The sequence below is a fragment of the Pseudomonas sp. BN505 genome (assembly GCF_029873175.1).
GTDB lineage: Bacteria > Pseudomonadota > Gammaproteobacteria > Pseudomonadales > Pseudomonadaceae > Aquipseudomonas > Aquipseudomonas putida.
On record NZ_SSOI01000022.1, the window covers coordinates 23,982 to 41,361 of the forward strand.

Genomic DNA, 17,380 nt, shown 5'->3' on the forward strand with positions numbered 1-17,380 from the left:
GCTTTGTGTAGGAGCGGCCTTGTGCCGCGAAAGGGCTGCATGGCAGCCCCAAAAATCTTCATTCCTGTGCAGATCCTGGGGCCGCTGCGCGCCCCTTTCGCGGCACAAGGCCGCTCCTACATGGACCGCGGCGTTACTGAGTCACAGTTTCCAACTCTGGGGCTTCAGGTTGCGCTGCAGCCACCACCTTGCGCATCTGCTCACAACCCCACAGCACCCGCTCCGGTGTCGCCGGCGCGTCAATGTTCGGCTGCACGCGGTAGTCGGCCAGGCTTGCCACGGCATCCTTGATCGCACACCAGGCCGCAATGCCGAGCATGAACGGCGGCTCGCCCACGGCCTTGGAATGGAACACGGTGTCTTCCGGGTTCTTGCGGTTTTCCACCAGCTTCACCCGCAGGTCCAGCGGCATGTCGGCGACGGCCGGGATCTTGTAGCTAGCCGGGCCGTTGGTCATCAGTTTGCCCTTGGCGTTCCATACCAGTTCTTCGGTGGTCAGCCAGCCCATGCCCTGGATGAAGCCGCCTTCCACCTGGCCAATGTCGATGGCCGGGTTAAGCGAGTCACCCACGTCGTGCAGGATGTCGGCGCGCAGCATCTTGTATTCGCCGGTCAGGGTATCCACGATCACTTCCACGCAGGCAGCGCCGAAGGCGTAGTAGTAGAACGGCCGGCCGCGTGCCTGGCTGCGGTCGTAGAAGATTTTCGGCGTGCGATAGAACCCGGTGCTGGACAGCGACACCTGCGCGAAATAAGCCTGCTGCACCAGTTGCTCGAAGCTGACGATCTGGTCGCGCATGCGCACATGGCCGTTGCGGAACTCGACGTCTTCCTCGGTCACCTGGTAGTGCCGTGCGGCAAACTCGGTCAGGCGCCGCTTGAGGATTTCGGCGGCGTTCTGCGCTGCCTTGCCATTCAGGTCGGCGCCACTGGAGGCTGCGGTCGGCGAGGTGTTGGGCACTTTGTCGGTGTTGGTGGCGGTGATCTGTATGCGGCTGAAGTCCACCTGGAAGATCTGCGCCACTACCTGGGCCACCTTGGTGTTCAGGCCCTGGCCCATCTCGGTGCCGCCGTGGTTCAGGTGAATGCTGCCATCGGTGTAGATGTGGATCAGCGCACCGGCCTGGTTGAGGAAGGTGGCGGTGAACGAAATGCCGAACTTGACCGGCGTCAGCGCCAGGCCCTTCTTCAGCACTGGGCTGTTGGCGTTGAAGCGGCGGATCGACTCGCGGCGCTCGGCGTAGTCGCTGCTGGCTTCCAGGTCGGCGGTCATCTCTTCGAGCATGTTGTGCTCGACGGTCTGGTAGTAGTGGGTGACGTTACGCTCGGTCTTGCCGTAGTAGTTGGCCTTGCGCACCGCCAGCGGGTCACGGCCCAGGTGGCGGGCGATATGGTCCATCACCTGCTCGATGGCGACCATGCCCTGCGGGCCGCCAAAGCCGCGGTAGGCGGTGTTGGAGGCGGTGTTGGTCTTGCAGCGGTGGCCATGCACGGTGGCATCGCCCAGGTAGTAGGCGTTGTCGGAGTGGAACATGGCGCGGTCGACGATCGAGCCCGACAGGTCGGGCGAGTAACCGCAGTTGCCGGCCAGGTCGAAGTTGATACCGTGCAGCCGGCCGGTGTCGTCAAAGCCCACGTCGTACTCGACGTAGAACGGGTGGCGCTTGCCGGTCATGGTCATGTCTTCGACCCGCGGCAGGCGCATCTTGGTGGGCTGGCCGGTCAGGCGCGCAATTACCGCGCACAGGCACGCCGGGCTGGCGGCCTGGGTTTCCTTGCCGCCAAAACCGCCACCCATGCGGCGCATGTCCAGCACCACCTTGTTCATCGGCACGTCGAGCACTTCGGCGACCAGTTTCTGCACTTCGGTGGGGTTCTGCGTGGAGCAGTAGACGATCATGCCGCCGTCTTCGGTAGGCATCACCGAGGAAATCTGCGTTTCCAGGTAGAAGTGTTCCTGGCCGCCGATGTGCAGGGTGCCCTGAATGCGGTGCGGGGCTGTGGCCAGGGCGGCAGCGGAGTCGCCGCGCTGGTGGGTGTGGCTGTCGAGTACGAAGTGCTTTTTGCGCAGCGCATCGACCACATCCAGCACCGGTTCAAGGTCTTCGTATTCGACGATGGCGGCCATGGCCGCACGGCGTGCGGTTTCAAGGTCACGGGCGGCCACGGCAAGCACCGGCTGGCCGAAGAACTCGACCTTGTCGATGGCCAGCAGCGGGTCGCCGGCCACCACCGGGCCGATGTCTTTCAGGCCGGGAATGTCTTCGTGGGTGATGGCAATACGCACACCCTCGAAGGCATAGCACGGCGTGGTGTCGATGCGCAGGATGCGCGCATGGGCGCGGTCGGCGGTGCGCGCATAAACGTGCAGCTGGTTGGGGAATTCCAGGCGGTCGTCGATGTATAGCGCCTCGCCGGATACATGCTTGTCGGCGCTGTCGTGCTTGACGCTGCGGCCCACCCCGGTGGTCAGGTCCTGGCTGAACAGCTCGGCCATCTCGGCCTGGCTCTTGGCTACGTGATGGTTAGACATAAGCGGTCACCCGGGTTTCGATGTGCGGCGTTTGCTGTTCGATGAAGTACTTGCGCAGCAGGTTCTGCGCGGTCAGCAGGCGGTATTCCTTGCTGGCGCGGAAGTCGCTGAGCGGGGTGAAGTCCTCGGCCAGGGCCTGGCAGGCACGTTCGATGGCGGCCTGGTTCCATGGCTTGCCGCGCAATGCGGCTTCGCAGGCACGGGCCCGTTTAGGGATGGCCGCCATGCCGCCGAAGGCGATGCGCACACCACTGACCACGCCGTTTTCGATGCTCAGGTTGAAGGCCGCGCACACGGCAGAAATGTCGTCGTCCAGGCGCTTGGACACTTTGTAGGCTCGGAACGCCCAGTCGCTGGTGGCGCGAGGCACGATGATCTTCTCGATGAACTCGCTGTCCTGGCGGGCAGTGATGCGGTAGTCGATGAAGTAGTCTTCCAATGCCATGGTGCGCTGGCGCTCGCCTTGGCGCAGGACGATCTGCGCGTCCAGGGCAATCAGCAGGGGAGGCGAGTCGCCGATGGGCGAGGCGTTGCCGATATTGCCGCCCAGGGTGCCCTGGTTGCGAATCTGCAGCGAGGCGAAGCGGTGCAGCAGGTCGCCGAAGTCCGGGTACTCCTCGTGGAGTGCGCCGTAGCAGTCGGTAAGCGGGGTGGCCGCGCCGATTTCCAGGTGGCTGGCGGTTTTTTCGATGCGCTTGAGCTCGGCCACGTGGCCGACATAAATCATCACCGGCAAGGTCTTGTGGAACTGGGTCACTTCCAGGGCCAGGTCGGTACCGCCGGCCAGCAGGCGGGCTTCGGGGTGTGAGCTGTACAGGTCGGCCAGGTCGGCCACGGTCAGCGGCACCAGGCAACGCTTGTCGCCGCTGTTCAGCTCGCCCGTCTGGGTCGGCGCAATGGCCTTGAGGCGACTGATGGTGTGCGCCTGCTGGGCATCGAACTGGTCGCGGCAGGGCTGGCGGCAGCTCTGCTCGGCGGCGTCGAGGATCGGGCGGTAGCCGGTGCAGCGGCACAGGTTGCCGGCCAGGGCTTCCTGGGCCTGGTGCAGGTCGGGGCCGCTGCTGTTCTTTTGCAGGGCGAACAGCGACATGACAAAGCCTGGGGTGCAGAAGCCGCATTGCGAGCCATGGCAATCGGCCATGGCCTGTTGCACGCTGTGCAATTGGCCCTGATGCTTGAGACCTTCGACGCTGATCAGTTGCTTGCCGTGCAGCGACGAGACAAAGGTGAGGCACGAGTTGAGGCTGCGGTAGCGCAGGCTGTCGTTGCCTTGTTCGTCCTGGATCAATTCGCCGACGACCACGGTGCAGGCGCCGCAGTCACCACTGGCGCAGCCCTCCTTGGTGCCGGGTTTGCCCAAGTGCTCGCGCAGGTACTGCAGCACCGTCATGTTCGGGTCCAGGGCGTGCTCACTACGCAGCTCCTGGTTGACGAGAAACTGGATCACGGGGATGGCCTCGCAATGGTTTTATTGTTGTTGGGCGGACTCTAAGCAACACCTGTCTATCAGGTCAATATTTTTCTGACTCAAAGGTCAGGAAATTACTCGGATCAACGCCCGGCCGAACACATTGCCTCTATAGCAAGCATAGATCGCGCCGGGCGCGTGGCTGTCTGGCAGGTCAAATAAACCGCTGGGCCCCTCTGCGCGATTACCGCCCAAGTACGCTACAATCCGCCCCTTGTGCCCAGTTCAATGATTTTGAAGGAAAACCATGACGTTCAAGGCCCCGGACAGCCTCTCCGAGCAGATTGCCGATTACCTGGCCGAACGCATCATCCGCGGCGAGCTGGCGCCAGGCGAGCGTATCCAGGAGCAGAAGGTGACCCTGGCCCTCAACGTCAGCCGTGGCTCGGTGCGCGAAGCGTTGTTGATCCTCGAGCGCCGGCACCTGGTGGCGATCTTGCCGCGTCGGGGTGCCCACGTGACCGTGCTGGACGAGCGTAGCGTGCGCAGCCTGTGTTCCTTGATGGGCGAGTTCTACATCCTGCTGGGCAATGCGGTTGCGCAAAAATGGCGCACTGATGCCGACCTGCGCCCGTTTCTGGATATTCAGCAGCGCCTGCAGCGTGCCCATGACCAGCTCGACATCAAGACGTTTGTCGCCGATAGCTTCGCGGTGATGCGCGCAGCCTATCCGTTCGCCGACAACCCGTTCCTGCAGGAAACCGTGGAAAACCTGCAGCCGGCCATGAGCCGTGCCTACTACCTGTCGCTGGATCAGCGCCAGGCCAACATGATCGACTACCTCGACCTGTTCGCCCGCCTGCTCGACGCCGTTGTCGCACGCGACCTGCCGCGCATTCGCGAGGTGCTTACCGCCTATGGCCAGCGCAGCTGCGAACTGGTGCTGGCGGCGCTGGCCCGAGGCTGACCGATGCGCCTGAAGTGCATTCGCCTGGCCGGCTTCAAGTCGTTCGTCGACCCGACCACGGTCAATTTCCCCAGCAACATGGCGGCCGTGGTCGGCCCCAATGGCTGCGGCAAGTCCAACATCATCGACGCGGTGCGCTGGGTGATGGGCGAGAGCTCGGCAAAAAACCTGCGGGGCGAGTCGATGACCGACGTCATCTTCAACGGCTCCAGCGGCCGCAAGCCGGTCAGCCAGGCCAGCATCGAGCTGGTGTTCGACAACAGCGAAACCACCCTGGTAGGCGAGTACGCCGCTTACGCCGAAATTTCGATCCGCCGCAAGGTCACCCGCGACGGGCAAAACAGCTATTACCTCAACGGCACCAAATGCCGTCGACGCGACATCACTGATATTTTCCTCGGCACCGGCCTGGGGCCGCGCAGCTATTCGATCATCGAGCAGGGGATGATCTCCAAGCTGATCGAGGCCAAGCCCGAGGAGCTGCGCAACTTTATCGAGGAAGCCGCCGGCATCTCCAAGTACAAGGAGCGCCGCCGTGAAACCGAGAACCGCATCCGCCGCACCCAGGAAAACCTGGCACGCCTGACCGACCTGCGCGAAGAGCTTGAGCGCCAGCTGGAGCGCCTGCACCGCCAGGCCCAGGCGGCGGAGAAGTACCGCGAGTACAAGGCCCAGGAGCGCCAGTCGAAGGCACGCCTGTCGGCCTTGCGCTGGCGCGGCCTGGACGAGCAGGTTCGCCAGCGCGAGTCGGTGATTGGCGACCAGGATGTCTCTCATGAGGCGTTGGTGGCCGAGCAGCGCAACGCCGATGCCAGCATCGAGCGCCTGCGCGATGGCCACCATGAATTGTCTGAACGCTTCAACCAGGTGCAGGGCCGCTTCTACTCGGTAGCCGGTGACATTGCCCGGGTCGAACAGAGTATCCAGCACGGCCAGCAGCGCCTGCGCCAGTTGCAGGACGACTTCAAGGAAGCCGAGCGCACACGCCTGGAGACTGAATCGCACCTGGGCCACGACCGCACCTTGCTGGCCACCCTGGGCGAAGAGCTGGCCATGCTCGAACCTGAGCAGGAAATGACCCTGGCTGCCGCTGAAGAGGCCGCTGCGGCCCTTGAAGAAGCCGAGTCGGGCATGCACGGCTGGCAGGAGCAGTGGGACAGCTTCAACAGCCGCTCCGCCGAGCCACGCCGCCAGGCCGAAGTACAGCAGGCGCGCCTGCAACAGCTGGAAGCCAGCCTGGAGCGTTTGGCCGAGCGCCAGCGCAAGCTGGGCGAGGAGCGCGAGCAGCTGGGTAGCGACCCGCAGGACGCGGCCATGCTCGAATTGGCCGAGCAACTGGCCAGCAGTGAAATGCTGCTGGAAGAACTGCAGCTGTCCGAAGAGCAGGTAGTGGAGCGCCTGGAAGGCGCGCGCGAGCAACTGCAACAGGCCACCCAGGCCCAGCAGCAGGCGCAGGGCGACCTGCAGCGCCTGGGTGGTCGACTGGCCTCGCTTGAAGCCTTGCAGCAGGCCGCCCTGGAACCGGGCGCAGGTGCTGCAGACTGGCTGCAAGGCCAAGGCCTGGAACAACAGCCACGCCTGGCTGAAGGCTTGCGGGTAGAGCCGGGTTGGGAGTTGGCAGTAGAAACGGTGCTTGGCGCCGATCTGCAGGCCGTGCTGGTGGATGATTTCGATACGCTCGATTTCACAGACCTTGAGCAAGGTGAACTGCGCTTGCTGCAGGCCAGCGGCAAGTGTGCGTCGTTGCCCGGCAGCCTGCTGGAAAAGGTCGAGGGCCGTATCGACCTGGCGCCCTGGCTGGGCCAGGTCAAACCTGTGGAAGACCTGGCCCAGGCGCTGGAGCAGCGCGCGTCGCTTGGCGAAGGGCAGAGCCTGGTCAGCCGCGATGGCTACTGGGTTGGCCGGCACTTCCTGAGGGTGCGCCGTGGCGGTGAAGCTGAAGGCGGCGTGCTGGCGCGCGGCCAGGAGATCGAGCGCCTGGGCCAGGAGCAACATGAGCAGGAAGCGGCACTGGAGCAGTTGGAGCAACAGCTGCAGGCCCTGCGCGAGCAGCAGCTGGACCAGGAAGAGCAGCGCGAACAGCTGCGCCGCCGCACCCAGGAGGAAAACCGTCTGCATGGCGAACTGAACGCCAGCCTTTCGGCCGGCCGTGCCCGCGCCGAGCAGGTCGAATTGCGCCGTCGGCGCCTGCTTGAAGAACTGGCCGAGCTGGAAGAGCAGCGCGCCCTCGAGCACGAGCAGCTGGGCGAAGCCCGCTTGCTGCTGCAGGAGGCCCTGGAACTGATGGCCCAGGACACCGAGCAGCGTGAGCAGTTGATGGCCCGCCGCGACACCCTGCGCGAAGGCCTCGACCGGGTGCGCCAGGAGGCTCGCCAGCACAAGGACCACGCCCACCAGTTGGCCGTGCGCTTAGGCTCGTTGCGTGCCCAGCACGACTCCACCCGTCAGGCTCTGGAGCGCCTGGAGCAGCAGGCTGCGCGCCTTACCGAGCGCCAGGAGCAACTGAGCCTGAACCTGGAAGAGGGCGAGGCACCCCAGGAAGAACTGCGCCTGAAGCTCGAAGAGCTGCTGGAGCGGCGCATGAGCGTTGACGAGGAAATGCGCAAGGCCCGGCTGCACATGGACGAAGCCGACCGCGAACTGCGTGATGCCGAAAAACGCCGCACCCAGGCCGAGCAGCAAGCCCAACTGCTGCGCGGCCAGCTGGAAACACTGCGCCTGGAGTGCCAGGGCCTGGATGTACGACGCAAGACCCTGCAGGAGCAGTTGCTGGCCGATGGCTACGACCTGCAAGGCGTGCTCGCCACCCTGGAGGCCGAGGCCAGCGAGCAGGGCACCGAACAGGAACTGGAGCAGCTCGAAGCACGCATCCAGCGCCTGGGCGCGATCAACCTGGCCGCCATCGAGGAATATGAACAGCAGTCCGAGCGCAAGCGCTACCTGGACGCGCAGGACGCCGACCTGGTCGAAGCCCTGGAGACCCTGGAAAACGTCATCCGCAAGATCGACAAGGAAACGCGCAACCGCTTCAAGGATACCTTTGATCAGATAAATGCCGGATTACAGGCACTTTTCCCAAAAGTTTTCGGTGGTGGCAGCGCTTATCTGGAACTGACGGGCGAAGATCTACTCGATACAGGGGTGACGATCATGGCGCGACCACCGGGCAAGAAGAACAGCACCATCCATCTGCTGTCCGGCGGCGAGAAGGCACTGACCGCTTTGGCGCTGGTGTTTGCCATCTTCAAGTTGAACCCCGCACCGTTCTGCATGCTCGACGAGGTCGATGCACCGCTGGACGATGCCAACGTCGGGCGCTATGCGCGCCTGGTCAAGGAAATGAGTGAAAGCGTGCAGTTCATCTACATCACGCATAACAAGATTGCCATGGAGATGGCGGACCAATTGATGGGGGTGACCATGCATGAACCAGGTTGTTCACGTCTTGTTGCAGTTGATGTGGAGGCGGCCATGGCCATGGTCGACGCTTGATGTGCGACGATGGGGGCACATTCTGGAGCGAAATGCCCCCGTCATGTGCGACAGACGGTGTAAAGTTGTCTTTGGTCGTGCTAGCTTAATGTCACTCGTTTTTTGCGTGGGTAAAACGCCTGTCAGAACATAGAGTTGGCGCCACGTGTTAAAGGGCTTTGAACCCTTTGTTTTCAAGCATATTTTTATAGAGGCACGGGATTACATGGAAATCGGTCTGCGCGAGTGGCTGATCGTCATCGGCATCATTGTCATTGCCGGGATTCTTTTCGACGGCTGGCGCCGCATGCGCGGCGGGAAAGGCAAGTTGAAATTCCGTCTGGATCGCAGTTATTCCAACCAGCCGGACGAAGAGGGTGGCAGCGCCGAAGTGCTCGGCCCGTCGCGTGTGCTGGACACCCACAAGGAGCCTGAGCTGGACGAAAGCGACCTGCCGTCGCTCAGCGCTTCTTCGCGTGATCGCGAACGCGAGCCCAAGCCGGCCAAGGCCAGCAAGCGCAACAAGCGCGCCACCGCAGCGGCGGATGTGCAGCAGGGTGACCTGAACCTGAGTGCCGACACGCGTGAGCCGGACCTGTTTGCCGACAGCGATGACGACTTTGCCGCCGACAACACCCGCAGCAGCAGCCCGGCGCCTGCCACCAGCCTCAAGGAGCTGCCACCGGCCGAGGAAGTGCTGGTGATCAGCGTTATTTCCCGTGACGAGGGCGGCTTCAAAGGCCCGGCACTGCTGCAGAATATTCTGGAAAGCGGCCTGCGCTTCGGCGAAATGGACATCTTCCACCGCCACGAGAGCATGGCCGGCCACGGCGAAGTGCTGTTTTCCATGGCCAACGCGGTAAAACCTGGCGTGTTCGACCTGGACGACATCGACCACTTCAGCACCCGTGCGGTGAGCTTCTTCCTTGGCCTGCCGGGCCCGCGTCATCCGAAGCAGGCCTTCGACGTGATGGTCGCCGCGGCGCGCAAACTGGCCCACGAACTCAACGGCGAGCTCAAGGACGACCAGCGCAGCGTGCTGACGGCCCAGACCATCGAGCACTACCGCCAGCGCATCGTCGAGTTCGAGCGCCGCGCGCTGACCCAGAAGCGCTGACAGATCCAGACGAAAGAGCAGCCTGAGGGCGTGCTGGTCGGTTCGGGAGTTACTGCCTGACCCGGCCCTTTCGCCGGCAAGCCAGCTCCCACAGGAGTACCACCGCCTTCCAGGCTCGTGGTGTAGCTGTGGGAGCTGGCTTGCCGGCGAAAGGGCCGGGTCAGGCAATTACCAATCCAGGCCCCAGACACCACCCCAGGCTGCTCTTTTTGCTTTGCAAGAGACCCTGAAAATGACCGCCGAAACCCGTATCCACGAACTGCGTGCCGAACTCGACCAGCACAACTACCGCTACTACGTGCTCGACGAACCCAGCGTGCCCGATGCCGAATACGACCGCCTGTTCAACGAACTGAAGGCGCTTGAGGCTGAAAACCCCCACTTGGTAACCCCCGATTCGCCAACCCAGCGCGTCGGCGGCCAAGCCTTGTCCGCCTTCAGCCAGGTGCGCCACGAAGTGCCCATGCTCAGCCTGGGCAACGCCTTCGAAGAAACCGACCTGCGTGAGTTCGGTCGCCGCGTGGTAGAAGGCCTCGACCAGCCCGGTGCGGTCGACTACAGCTGCGAGCCCAAGCTCGATGGCTTGGCCGTGAGCCTGCTGTACCGCGACGGCCAACTGGTGCAGGGCGCCACCCGTGGTGACGGCACCACCGGTGAGGATATCAGCGCCAACGTGCGCACCGTGCGCAACATCCCGCTCAAGTTGCAGGGTAAGGGCTGGCCGGCAGTGCTGGAGGTGCGCGGCGAGGTGTACATGAGCAAGGCCGGTTTCGACCGGCTCAATGCGGCCCAGGCCGAAGCCGGCGGCAAGACCTTCGCCAACCCGCGCAACGCCGCCGCCGGCAGCCTGCGTCAGCTGGACTCGAAGATTACCGCCAGCCGCCCCCTGGAGTTCTGCTGCTATGGCGTTGGCCAGGTGTCCGAGAGCATCGGCGACAGCCACATCGGCACCCTCGAGCAGCTCAAGGCCTGGGGCCTGCCGATCAGTCGCGAGCTCAGGCACGCTGCCGGCATTGATGAATGCCTGGCCTACTACCGCGACATTGGCGAGCGGCGCAACAGCCTGCCTTACGAAATCGACGGCGTGGTGTTCAAGGTCAACAGCCTGGCGGCCCAACGCGAGCTGGGTTTCCGTGCCCGTGAGCCACGCTGGGCGATTGCCCACAAGTTCCCGGCCATGGAAGAGCTGACCGAGGTGCTGGACGTTGAGTTCCAGGTTGGCCGCACAGGTGCCGTAACGCCTGTGGCGCGCCTGAAGCCGGTCAAGGTTGCCGGTGTGACCGTGTCCAACGCCACGTTGCACAACATGGACGAAATCGCCCGCCTGGGCCTGCGCATTGGTGACACGGTGATCATCCGCCGTGCCGGTGACGTGATCCCCCAGGTGATGCAGGTGGTGCTGGAGCGCCGCCCGGATGATGCCCGCCCGGTAGCAGTGCCCAGCGAGTGCCCGGTGTGTGGCTCGCAGGTCGAGCGTACCCAGCTGGTCAAGCGCAGCAAAGGCAAGGAAACCACCAGCGAAGGTGCGGTGTACCGCTGTGTCGGTCGCCTGGCCTGTGGCGCCCAGCTCAAGCAGGCGATCATTCACTACGTGTCGCGCCGTGCCATGGACATCGACGGCCTGGGCGAGAAGAGCGTCGAGCAACTGGTGGACGAGGGCCTGATCCGCTCGCCGGCGGATCTGTACAAGCTGGAGTTCGAGCAGATTGTCGGCCTTGAAGGCTTTGCCGAGGTGTCCAGCAAGAAGCTGCTGGACGCCATCGAAGCCAGCAAGCGCCCGAGCCTGGCGCGCTTCATCTACGCCCTGGGCATTCCGGACGTAGGCGAAGAGACCGCCAAGGTACTGGCCCGCTCGCTGGGTAGCCTGGCGCGCGTGCAGCAGGCGCTGCCGCAGGTGCTTACCTACCTGCCGGACATCGGCCTGGAAGTGGCCTACGAGATTCACAACTTCTTCGAAGACGAGCATAACCAGAAGGTCATTGAACAGCTTCTGGCCAGCGGCATGCAATTACAGGACGAAGGCGAACTGGCTGCCGAATTTGCTGCCAGCACCACCTTGGCCGGGATGATCGCCAAGCTCGACATCGCCTCGGTCGGCCCGACCGGTGCCGAGAAGCTGGTGGCCAAGCTGGACAACCTGGACAAAATCATCGCCGCCGACGGCATCGACCTGCGCCAGGCCCTGGCGGCCAAGCAGGCTGACGCCGTGCGTGAGTTCTTCAAGGATGAAGCTAATCAGAAGCTGGCGCGGGACATCGAAGCCCAGTTGCTGGCGTTCGGCATGCATTGGAGCAGCGAGAAGAAGGTGGCCGAGGGCTTGCCGCTGGCCGGCCAGACTTGGGTGCTGACTGGTACGCTGGAGCGCATGAGCCGCGACATCGCCAAGGACAAGCTGGAAAGCCTGGGCGCCAAGGTGGCCGGTTCGGTGTCTGGCAAGACCCACTGCGTGGTGGCAGGGCCAGGGGCAGGCTCCAAGCTTGCCAAGGCCGCTGAGTTGGGCGTGAAGGTGCTGGACGAAGATGCCTTCGTCACATTCCTTGCCAAACAGGGCATTGCTATCTGAAGCCCAGCGCTATCCCCGACCCAAACATTCTGGCTCGATACCAAGATTCAGAGCTTGTACGGTCCCTGTGGGAGCTGGCTTGCCGGCGATCACCGGCAAAGCCGGTGCCATCCACGGCGCTGCCTTCTTCGCGGGCGCGCCCGCTCCCACAGGTTTGCGCGCCGGCTCAGCGCCCATGCGCCTGACAAGTCATTGAGAAATGATGACTTTTTCTACCTCAGAGGTTGTATCTGCCCTCAAGACCGGTACAATGGCGCCACTCGCTGCTCAGCGAGGCATGTAGTGGTGGCCCCATCGGTCCCCCCGCATTGATTACCCGTTAACCTGGTCAGGCCCGGAAGGGAGCAGCCATAGCGGGAACATCGAGTGCCGGGGTGTGGCTGGTGGGGCCGCCTCCATTTCTGGGGTCGGAAAACCTCAATCTGCAACGAACGCCTTCGTTCTTGCCTGCTTTTCGCCCAATGCTCCGGCCGCCGACAGCTTCATCAGCCGCTGGAATTTCGGGCATGCCAGATGATCTTGTTCAGGACACTGCGCCGCATGCCGCAATCCCTTGCTCATCGCTTGCAACCGCCTGATTCGCTCATCCAGTTCGTCCGCCTTGGCGATCAGCATCTGCCGGTCGACCTGCAGGTCCACCAGCATCGCCCCCACTTCATCCAGCGAAAACCCCGCAGCCTGCCCCAAGGCGATCAGTGCCAGCCGATCTGCCACATCAGCCGCAAACTGCCGCCGCTGGCCGCGCCCGGCCAGCGACTTGAGCAAGCCTTTCTTCTCGTAGTAACGCAGTGTCGATGCGGGTACGCCTGTGCGTTTGGCGACGTCGGCAATGTCCATTTCGGGCCCTTGACTTGAAGTTGACTTCAACTTCTATGCTGCGCGGCATGGGTATTGACCGTCAACCTTCGAGGGCTTGTTCAATGACGTTTACTGCGATGTTTCTAGCTGCTTTGCCGATTGGCATCGGGGCCACTGTGGTGATGGACCTGTGGGGGTTGCTGCTGAGGCGGTTGGGTGTGGCAACGCTGAACTTTGCCATGGTCGGGCGTTGGGCAGGACATTTGCTAGGCGGGCGTGTGTCGCACCAAGCGATTGCCAAAGCGGAACCGGTGCGAAATGAGTTGGCGTGGGGATGGGTGATTCATTACGCCACTGGCGTGCTTTTCGCGTTGCTGCTGGTTGTGATCGCAGGGGAGAGCTGGTTGCGGTCACCTACTCTTTTGCCAGCAGTAGCTGTGGGTGTGGGTACAGTCGTGGCACCGCTGTGCTTCATGCAGCCGGCGATGGGGGCGGGGTTCTTTGCGTCCAGAACGCCGACACCTGCGCGTAACTGCCTGAAGAGCCTGGCCACGCATTTTGTGTTTGGTGTGGGGTTGTTCTTGAGTGCGGGTTTACTTGCTTTAGTGTGACGGCAGGGAGTTGGGTCAGAGCGAGCGCATAATCAGCATGCCTGCTAACAGCAGTACCCCTGTAGAGATTGCGCCGATGTAAAAAAGGAGCACACCCGTCCATGGCGAAGACGCTCGAAGGTTGCGCATTTCTTCGGCGAACGCTTCTGCTTCATTCAGTGCTGTTCTGGTGTGATCCTGGGCGGCGCGGTGCATATGTTACTCCTTGTGGCTGGATTAATCGAAGCTCAGAGCTTGCTGGCCACTGCCATTACGCCAACTATGGTTGTAACAACTGCTGAACCCGTTGCGATTGGGTACCAGAACGCCTCCTGCCGGAGCTTACGCGCTTCTGCTACAAATTTCTGTGCCTCGGCCCTTAACTTGCGGCCTTCATTTTGTAACTTCTCAAGTTCGAGATGTTCACGATCATCCTGATGCATCGGGCTGTCTATTCTGTTGCGGCGAAGGTGCCAGGGGCGGGCTTGATTGTGTGTGGTTTGGTTCGGTCGCGAAGCCGCCGTCTTCCAGTGAGTGTTGTAGGCCAATTGCGATCAAGTTCGTCAGGCACGTCACGTCGGAGTAGTTTTAGACGGATCTGATATCAATCGAAGAAAGCTCCTACACGTCAGGTAGGTATAGCGAATTATCCTACGATCTCCGTCGACTCCCGTCTGATTGTCCCGGTCAACCTCGCCCACTAGGCTTTCGCGGTCGCTGTCAGTTCAGCGATCGGGTGTGGAAGCCTGGGTGGTTTGGCGGCTGTCGATATGACGGTTGTGCGTGGGAGGCCTTCGGGCCTGCCGGGTTTGCCATACCCCTGGTCTTCCACCCCGCGGATGGCACCGGCTTTGCCGGTGTTCGCAGGTGAACCCGCTCCCACAGGAGGGCGCGCAAGCTTCGCGAGGGTTTTGCCTTCCATCAGATGGGCCGGATCAGGGCCGGGCCACAGACATGTTGTCCGGGTCGCCCGCTCCCCCATACCGCTGCACAATCCGCTCGATCTCCCCTGACTGCTTCATTCGTACCAGCGCCCGCAACAGCGCTTGTGTCGGTATCGCCGGATCGTTGCGCACCATGCACCCCAAATCCTGTTCTTCCAACACCGCCAGCGCCTGCAATTGCTGCTCGGCTGGCAGGCCTTGGTTGAACCACTGCAACGACAGCTGGTTGCTCACCGCATGCCGATACCGCCCGGCCTGCAGCTTTTGCAGCACCAGCAACTGGCTGCGGCTGTCCTCTCGGTGCAGCTGGCCCTTGTCCAGCAGCGGTTGCAGGGTTGAATAGGTGTAGCCCAGCACTGTGCCGATAGCCTGGGGTGACAGCTGCTCTGGCGGCATCGGGGTGCTGTCACTGACGCGGCCAACCAGCACGTCGCGCTGGTGAATCAGCGGGATACTCCACACAAAATCCCCCGGACGGTCATTGAGCCATCGGGTGCTGACGTAGCAACGCACATCGATGTCGCCACTGCTCATGGCCTCCTCCAGGCGCAGGCGGGCCATGACGTGATACTTGGGACGAGCGCCCACCTCCTTGGCAACGGCCTGTGTCAGGTCGTAAAGCAATCCCTCCACTGGCTGGTCGCCTTCGAGGCGCACCAGTGGCATGCTCCAGCTCTCTGCCACCGAGAAACGCAGCACCGGCTGTTCCGCCAGGCTGTAAGCGGACCAGAGCATCAGAAGCGCCAGCAGAATTGGCAAAGGCGTATCCTCCCTGAACAACGCGCCTGTCTCAAAGCGTAGACGACGCGCGCAGGGTGCAATTTTGCCCCCGCTCCGCTAGCATTAGCGATCTTCCGCTCTATCAGGCTACGATGGTTTTTCGATGAGTTATCAGGTTCTTGCACGTAAATGGCGTCCGCGCTCGTTCCGCGAAATGGTCGGCCAGGCCCATGTGCTGAAGGCCTTGATCAATGCCTTGGACAATCAGCGCCTGCACCATGCTTACCTGTTCACCGGTACCCGGGGCGTGGGCAAGACGACCATCGCCCGTATTATCGCCAAGTGCCTGAACTGTGAGACCGGCATCACCTCCACGCCGTGCGGCACCTGTTCGGTGTGCCGTGAAATCGACGAAGGCCGCTTCGTCGACCTGATCGAGATCGACGCCGCCAGCCGCACCAAGGTCGAGGACACCCGCGAACTGCTGGACAACGTGCAGTACGCCCCGAGCCGTGGGCGCTTCAAGGTCTACCTGATCGACGAAGTGCACATGCTCTCGACCCACTCGTTCAACGCCTTGCTCAAGACGCTGGAAGAGCCGCCGCCCTACGTCAAGTTCATCCTCGCCACCACCGACCCGCAGAAGCTGCCGGCCACCATCCTGTCGCGCTGCCTGCAGTTCTCGCTGAAGAACATGAGCCCGGAGCGGGTGGTTGAACACCTCAGTCACGTACTGGCTGCCGAAAACGTGCCGTTCGAGCCGGATGCCCTGTGGCTGCTGGGCCGTGCGGCCGATGGCTCGATGCGTGACGCCATGAGCCTTACCGACCAGGCTATCGCCTTTGGCGAAGGCAAGGTGCTGGCCGCGGATGTGCGGGCCATGCTTGGTAGCCTTGATCATGGCCAGGTCTATGGCGTGTTGCAGGCGTTGCTCGAAGGCGATGCCCGGGCATTGCTGGAGGCCGTGCGCAACCTGGCCGAGCAGGGCCCGGACTGGGCTGGGGTGCTGGCCGAAATGCTTAACGTGCTGCACCGTGTGGCCATTGCCCAGGCGCTGCCTGAAGCGGTGGACAACGGCCAGGGCGACCGTGAGCGGGTGCTGGCGCTGGCTTCGGCCTTGCCGGCCGAAGACGTGCAGTTCTATTACCAGATGGGCCTGATCGGTCGCCGAGACCTGCCGTTGGCACCAGACCCGCGTGGTGGCTTCGAGATGGTCCTGCTGCGCATGCTGGCGTTCCGCCCGGCCGATACTGACGATGCGCCGAAACCGGTGCTAAAGCCAGTGGGGATCAGCCAAGCCACAGCTGATCCTGCAGCGCCGGTGGCAGCCTCGGCGTCGGCCGGGCCCTCATCGTCTGTCGCGGCCGTACCGGCAGAGCCTGTAGCGGCCGCCCCACAGCTGGAAGTGCCTGCACCTGCGACAGCTGACCATGAGCCGGAGGCCGAGCCAGATGTTGAGCTGCAGGCTGAGATCGAGGCCATTTCCGTACCCGAGCCTGTTGCGGAGGTGGTCGACCTTCCGTGGGAAGAGCCGGCAGCGGCACCCGCGCCGGTAGCCGCTGAACCTGTGCCTACACCCGCACCTGCGCCCGAGCCTGTAGCCCGTGCGCCGGCACCACAGGCCACCGCGACCCACGACGAGCCGCCTTTCGACCCCTCCGTCTACGCAGCCGTAGGCATGGATCGCGACGATGAGCCGCCGCTGGACGAAGACTATTACGGTGGTGAAAGCGACCCGGTCGGTTTCAGCTACCTGGACGAGTTGGCCGAACATGTTCAGGAGGACGTGTCCAAGCCTGCGGCCGAACCGCTGCCGGCAGCCAAGCCGGCCACCGGGCTGGCCCTGCAATGGCTGGAATTATTCCCACAGTTGCCTGTGTCCGGGATGACAGGCAACATCGCGGCAAACTGTACGCTGATTGCCGCCGATGGCGACGATTGGCTGCTGCACCTGGACCCTGGCCAGGGTGCGCTGTTCAACACGACCCAACAGCGGCGCCTGAACGAAGCGCTTAACCAGCACCTGGGGCGCACGCTGAACCTGCGGATCGAGCTGATCCTGCCCGAACAGGAAACCCCGGCCCAGGCGGCATCGCGCAAGCGCGCAGAGCGCCAGCAGGACGCCGTAACCTCGATCGAGCAGGATCCGTTGATCCAGCAGATGATCAAGTTGTTCGGTGCCAAGGTGCGGCAGGATACTATTGAGCCTGTAGAGGCCCTGGCCAAACAGGGCCAGTAACGGATAACCATGCGGCTGGCCCTGCGCCTG

General features: G+C 63.1%; 12 protein-coding genes and 1 other RNA gene. 7 read left to right on the forward strand and 6 right to left on the reverse strand.

Annotated elements, in window-relative coordinates:
- Nucleotides 1-133: 133 nt before the first annotated feature.
- Both xdhB and xdhA read right to left on the reverse strand, forming a co-directional pair.
- Nucleotides 134-2,533 (reverse strand): xanthine dehydrogenase molybdopterin binding subunit, encoded by a 2,400-nt coding sequence (gene xdhB / locus E8E78_RS04060; protein WP_049272893.1) that lies wholly within the window; start codon nt 2,531-2,533, stop codon nt 134-136.
- Nucleotides 2,526-3,980 carry a xanthine dehydrogenase small subunit gene (xdhA, locus tag E8E78_RS04065; protein WP_049272891.1) on the reverse strand — a complete coding sequence of 485 codons (1,455 nt, stop codon included), beginning with the start codon at nt 3,978-3,980 and terminating at the stop codon, nt 2,526-2,528. The genes xdhB and xdhA overlap by 8 nt, the downstream gene beginning before the upstream one ends.
- Nucleotides 3,981-4,248: 268 nt before the next feature.
- Here xdhA and E8E78_RS04070 point away from each other — a divergent pair, with 268 nt between their 5' ends.
- The 5 genes from E8E78_RS04070 to ffs all read left to right on the forward strand — a co-directional run bounded on the left by E8E78_RS04070 (nt 4,249) and on the right by ffs (nt 12,448).
- Nucleotides 4,249-4,908: a GntR family transcriptional regulator gene (locus E8E78_RS04070; protein WP_016498621.1), complete on the forward strand. Its 660-nt coding sequence runs from the start codon at nt 4,249-4,251 to the stop codon at nt 4,906-4,908.
- A 3-nt stretch (nt 4,909-4,911) separates the two neighbouring features.
- Nucleotides 4,912-8,400, forward strand: a complete 3,489-nt coding sequence (smc, locus tag E8E78_RS04075) for a chromosome segregation protein SMC (RefSeq protein ID WP_049272888.1) — start codon at nt 4,912-4,914, stop codon at nt 8,398-8,400.
- 205 nt (nt 8,401-8,605) lie between these two features.
- On the forward strand, nt 8,606-9,496 hold the full coding sequence (gene zipA, locus E8E78_RS04080) for a cell division protein ZipA (RefSeq protein WP_049272885.1): 891 nt from the start codon (nt 8,606-8,608) through the stop codon (nt 9,494-9,496).
- A gap of 232 nt (nt 9,497-9,728) precedes the next feature.
- Entirely contained in the window at nt 9,729-12,059 is a 2,331-nt protein-coding gene (gene ligA / locus E8E78_RS04085) for an NAD-dependent DNA ligase LigA (protein ID WP_049274428.1), read from the forward strand.
- 292 nt (nt 12,060-12,351) lie between these two features.
- Nucleotides 12,352-12,448, forward strand: an RNA gene (gene ffs / locus E8E78_RS04090) — signal recognition particle sRNA small type.
- Between the two features lie 28 nt (nt 12,449-12,476).
- On the opposite strand, the gene E8E78_RS04095 is transcribed toward ffs, so the two are convergent.
- Entirely contained in the window at nt 12,477-12,896 is a 420-nt protein-coding gene (locus tag E8E78_RS04095; RefSeq protein WP_049274427.1) for a helix-turn-helix domain-containing protein, read from the reverse strand.
- Nucleotides 12,897-12,979: 83 nt separating this feature from the next.
- Here E8E78_RS04095 and E8E78_RS04100 point away from each other — a divergent pair, with 83 nt between their 5' ends.
- Complete coding sequence (locus E8E78_RS04100) at nt 12,980-13,468, forward strand: DUF2938 domain-containing protein (RefSeq protein ID WP_049274426.1); 489 nt, start codon at nt 12,980-12,982, stop codon at nt 13,466-13,468.
- Between the two features lie 15 nt (nt 13,469-13,483).
- Here the strand turns inward: E8E78_RS04100 and E8E78_RS04105 are convergent, their stop codons facing one another.
- From E8E78_RS04105 to E8E78_RS04115, 3 genes are all read right to left on the reverse strand, one after another.
- Entirely contained in the window at nt 13,484-13,663 is a 180-nt protein-coding gene (locus E8E78_RS04105; protein WP_016498630.1) for a hypothetical protein, read from the reverse strand.
- A 32-nt stretch (nt 13,664-13,695) separates the two neighbouring features.
- Nucleotides 13,696-13,890, reverse strand: coding sequence for a hypothetical protein (locus tag E8E78_RS04110; RefSeq protein ID WP_041167652.1), 195 nt, complete (start codon nt 13,888-13,890; stop codon nt 13,696-13,698).
- A gap of 492 nt (nt 13,891-14,382) precedes the next feature.
- Nucleotides 14,383-15,150 (reverse strand): ABC transporter substrate-binding protein, encoded by a 768-nt coding sequence (locus E8E78_RS04115; RefSeq protein ID WP_114942012.1) that lies wholly within the window; start codon nt 15,148-15,150, stop codon nt 14,383-14,385.
- A gap of 124 nt (nt 15,151-15,274) precedes the next feature.
- Between E8E78_RS04115 and dnaX the strand changes: the two genes are divergently transcribed.
- Complete coding sequence (dnaX, locus tag E8E78_RS04120; RefSeq protein WP_280313534.1) at nt 15,275-17,350, forward strand: DNA polymerase III subunit gamma/tau; 2,076 nt, start codon at nt 15,275-15,277, stop codon at nt 17,348-17,350.
- Nucleotides 17,351-17,380 lie beyond the last annotated feature (30 nt).

What these genes read in the sequence shown, in the direction of transcription:
- E8E78_RS04105 (WP_016498630.1), bottom strand. Translation starts at nt 13,663, where the DNA reads ATGCACCGCGCCGCCCAGGATCACACCAGAACAGCACTGAATGAAGCA.
- E8E78_RS04100 (WP_049274426.1), top strand. Translation starts at nt 12,980, where the DNA reads ATGACGTTTACTGCGATGTTTCTAGCTGCTTTGCCGATTGGCATCGGG.
- xdhB (WP_049272893.1), bottom strand. Translation starts at nt 2,533, where the DNA reads ATGTCTAACCATCACGTAGCCAAGAGCCAGGCCGAGATGGCCGAGCTG.
- ligA (WP_049274428.1), top strand. Translation starts at nt 9,729, where the DNA reads ATGACCGCCGAAACCCGTATCCACGAACTGCGTGCCGAACTCGACCAG.
- E8E78_RS04095 (WP_049274427.1), bottom strand. Translation starts at nt 12,896, where the DNA reads ATGGACATTGCCGACGTCGCCAAACGCACAGGCGTACCCGCATCGACA.
- zipA (WP_049272885.1), top strand. Translation starts at nt 8,606, where the DNA reads ATGGAAATCGGTCTGCGCGAGTGGCTGATCGTCATCGGCATCATTGTC.
- dnaX (WP_280313534.1), top strand. Translation starts at nt 15,275, where the DNA reads ATGAGTTATCAGGTTCTTGCACGTAAATGGCGTCCGCGCTCGTTCCGC.
- E8E78_RS04070 (WP_016498621.1), top strand. Translation starts at nt 4,249, where the DNA reads ATGACGTTCAAGGCCCCGGACAGCCTCTCCGAGCAGATTGCCGATTAC.
- E8E78_RS04110 (WP_041167652.1), bottom strand. Translation starts at nt 13,890, where the DNA reads ATGCATCAGGATGATCGTGAACATCTCGAACTTGAGAAGTTACAAAAT.
- smc (WP_049272888.1), top strand. Translation starts at nt 4,912, where the DNA reads ATGCGCCTGAAGTGCATTCGCCTGGCCGGCTTCAAGTCGTTCGTCGAC.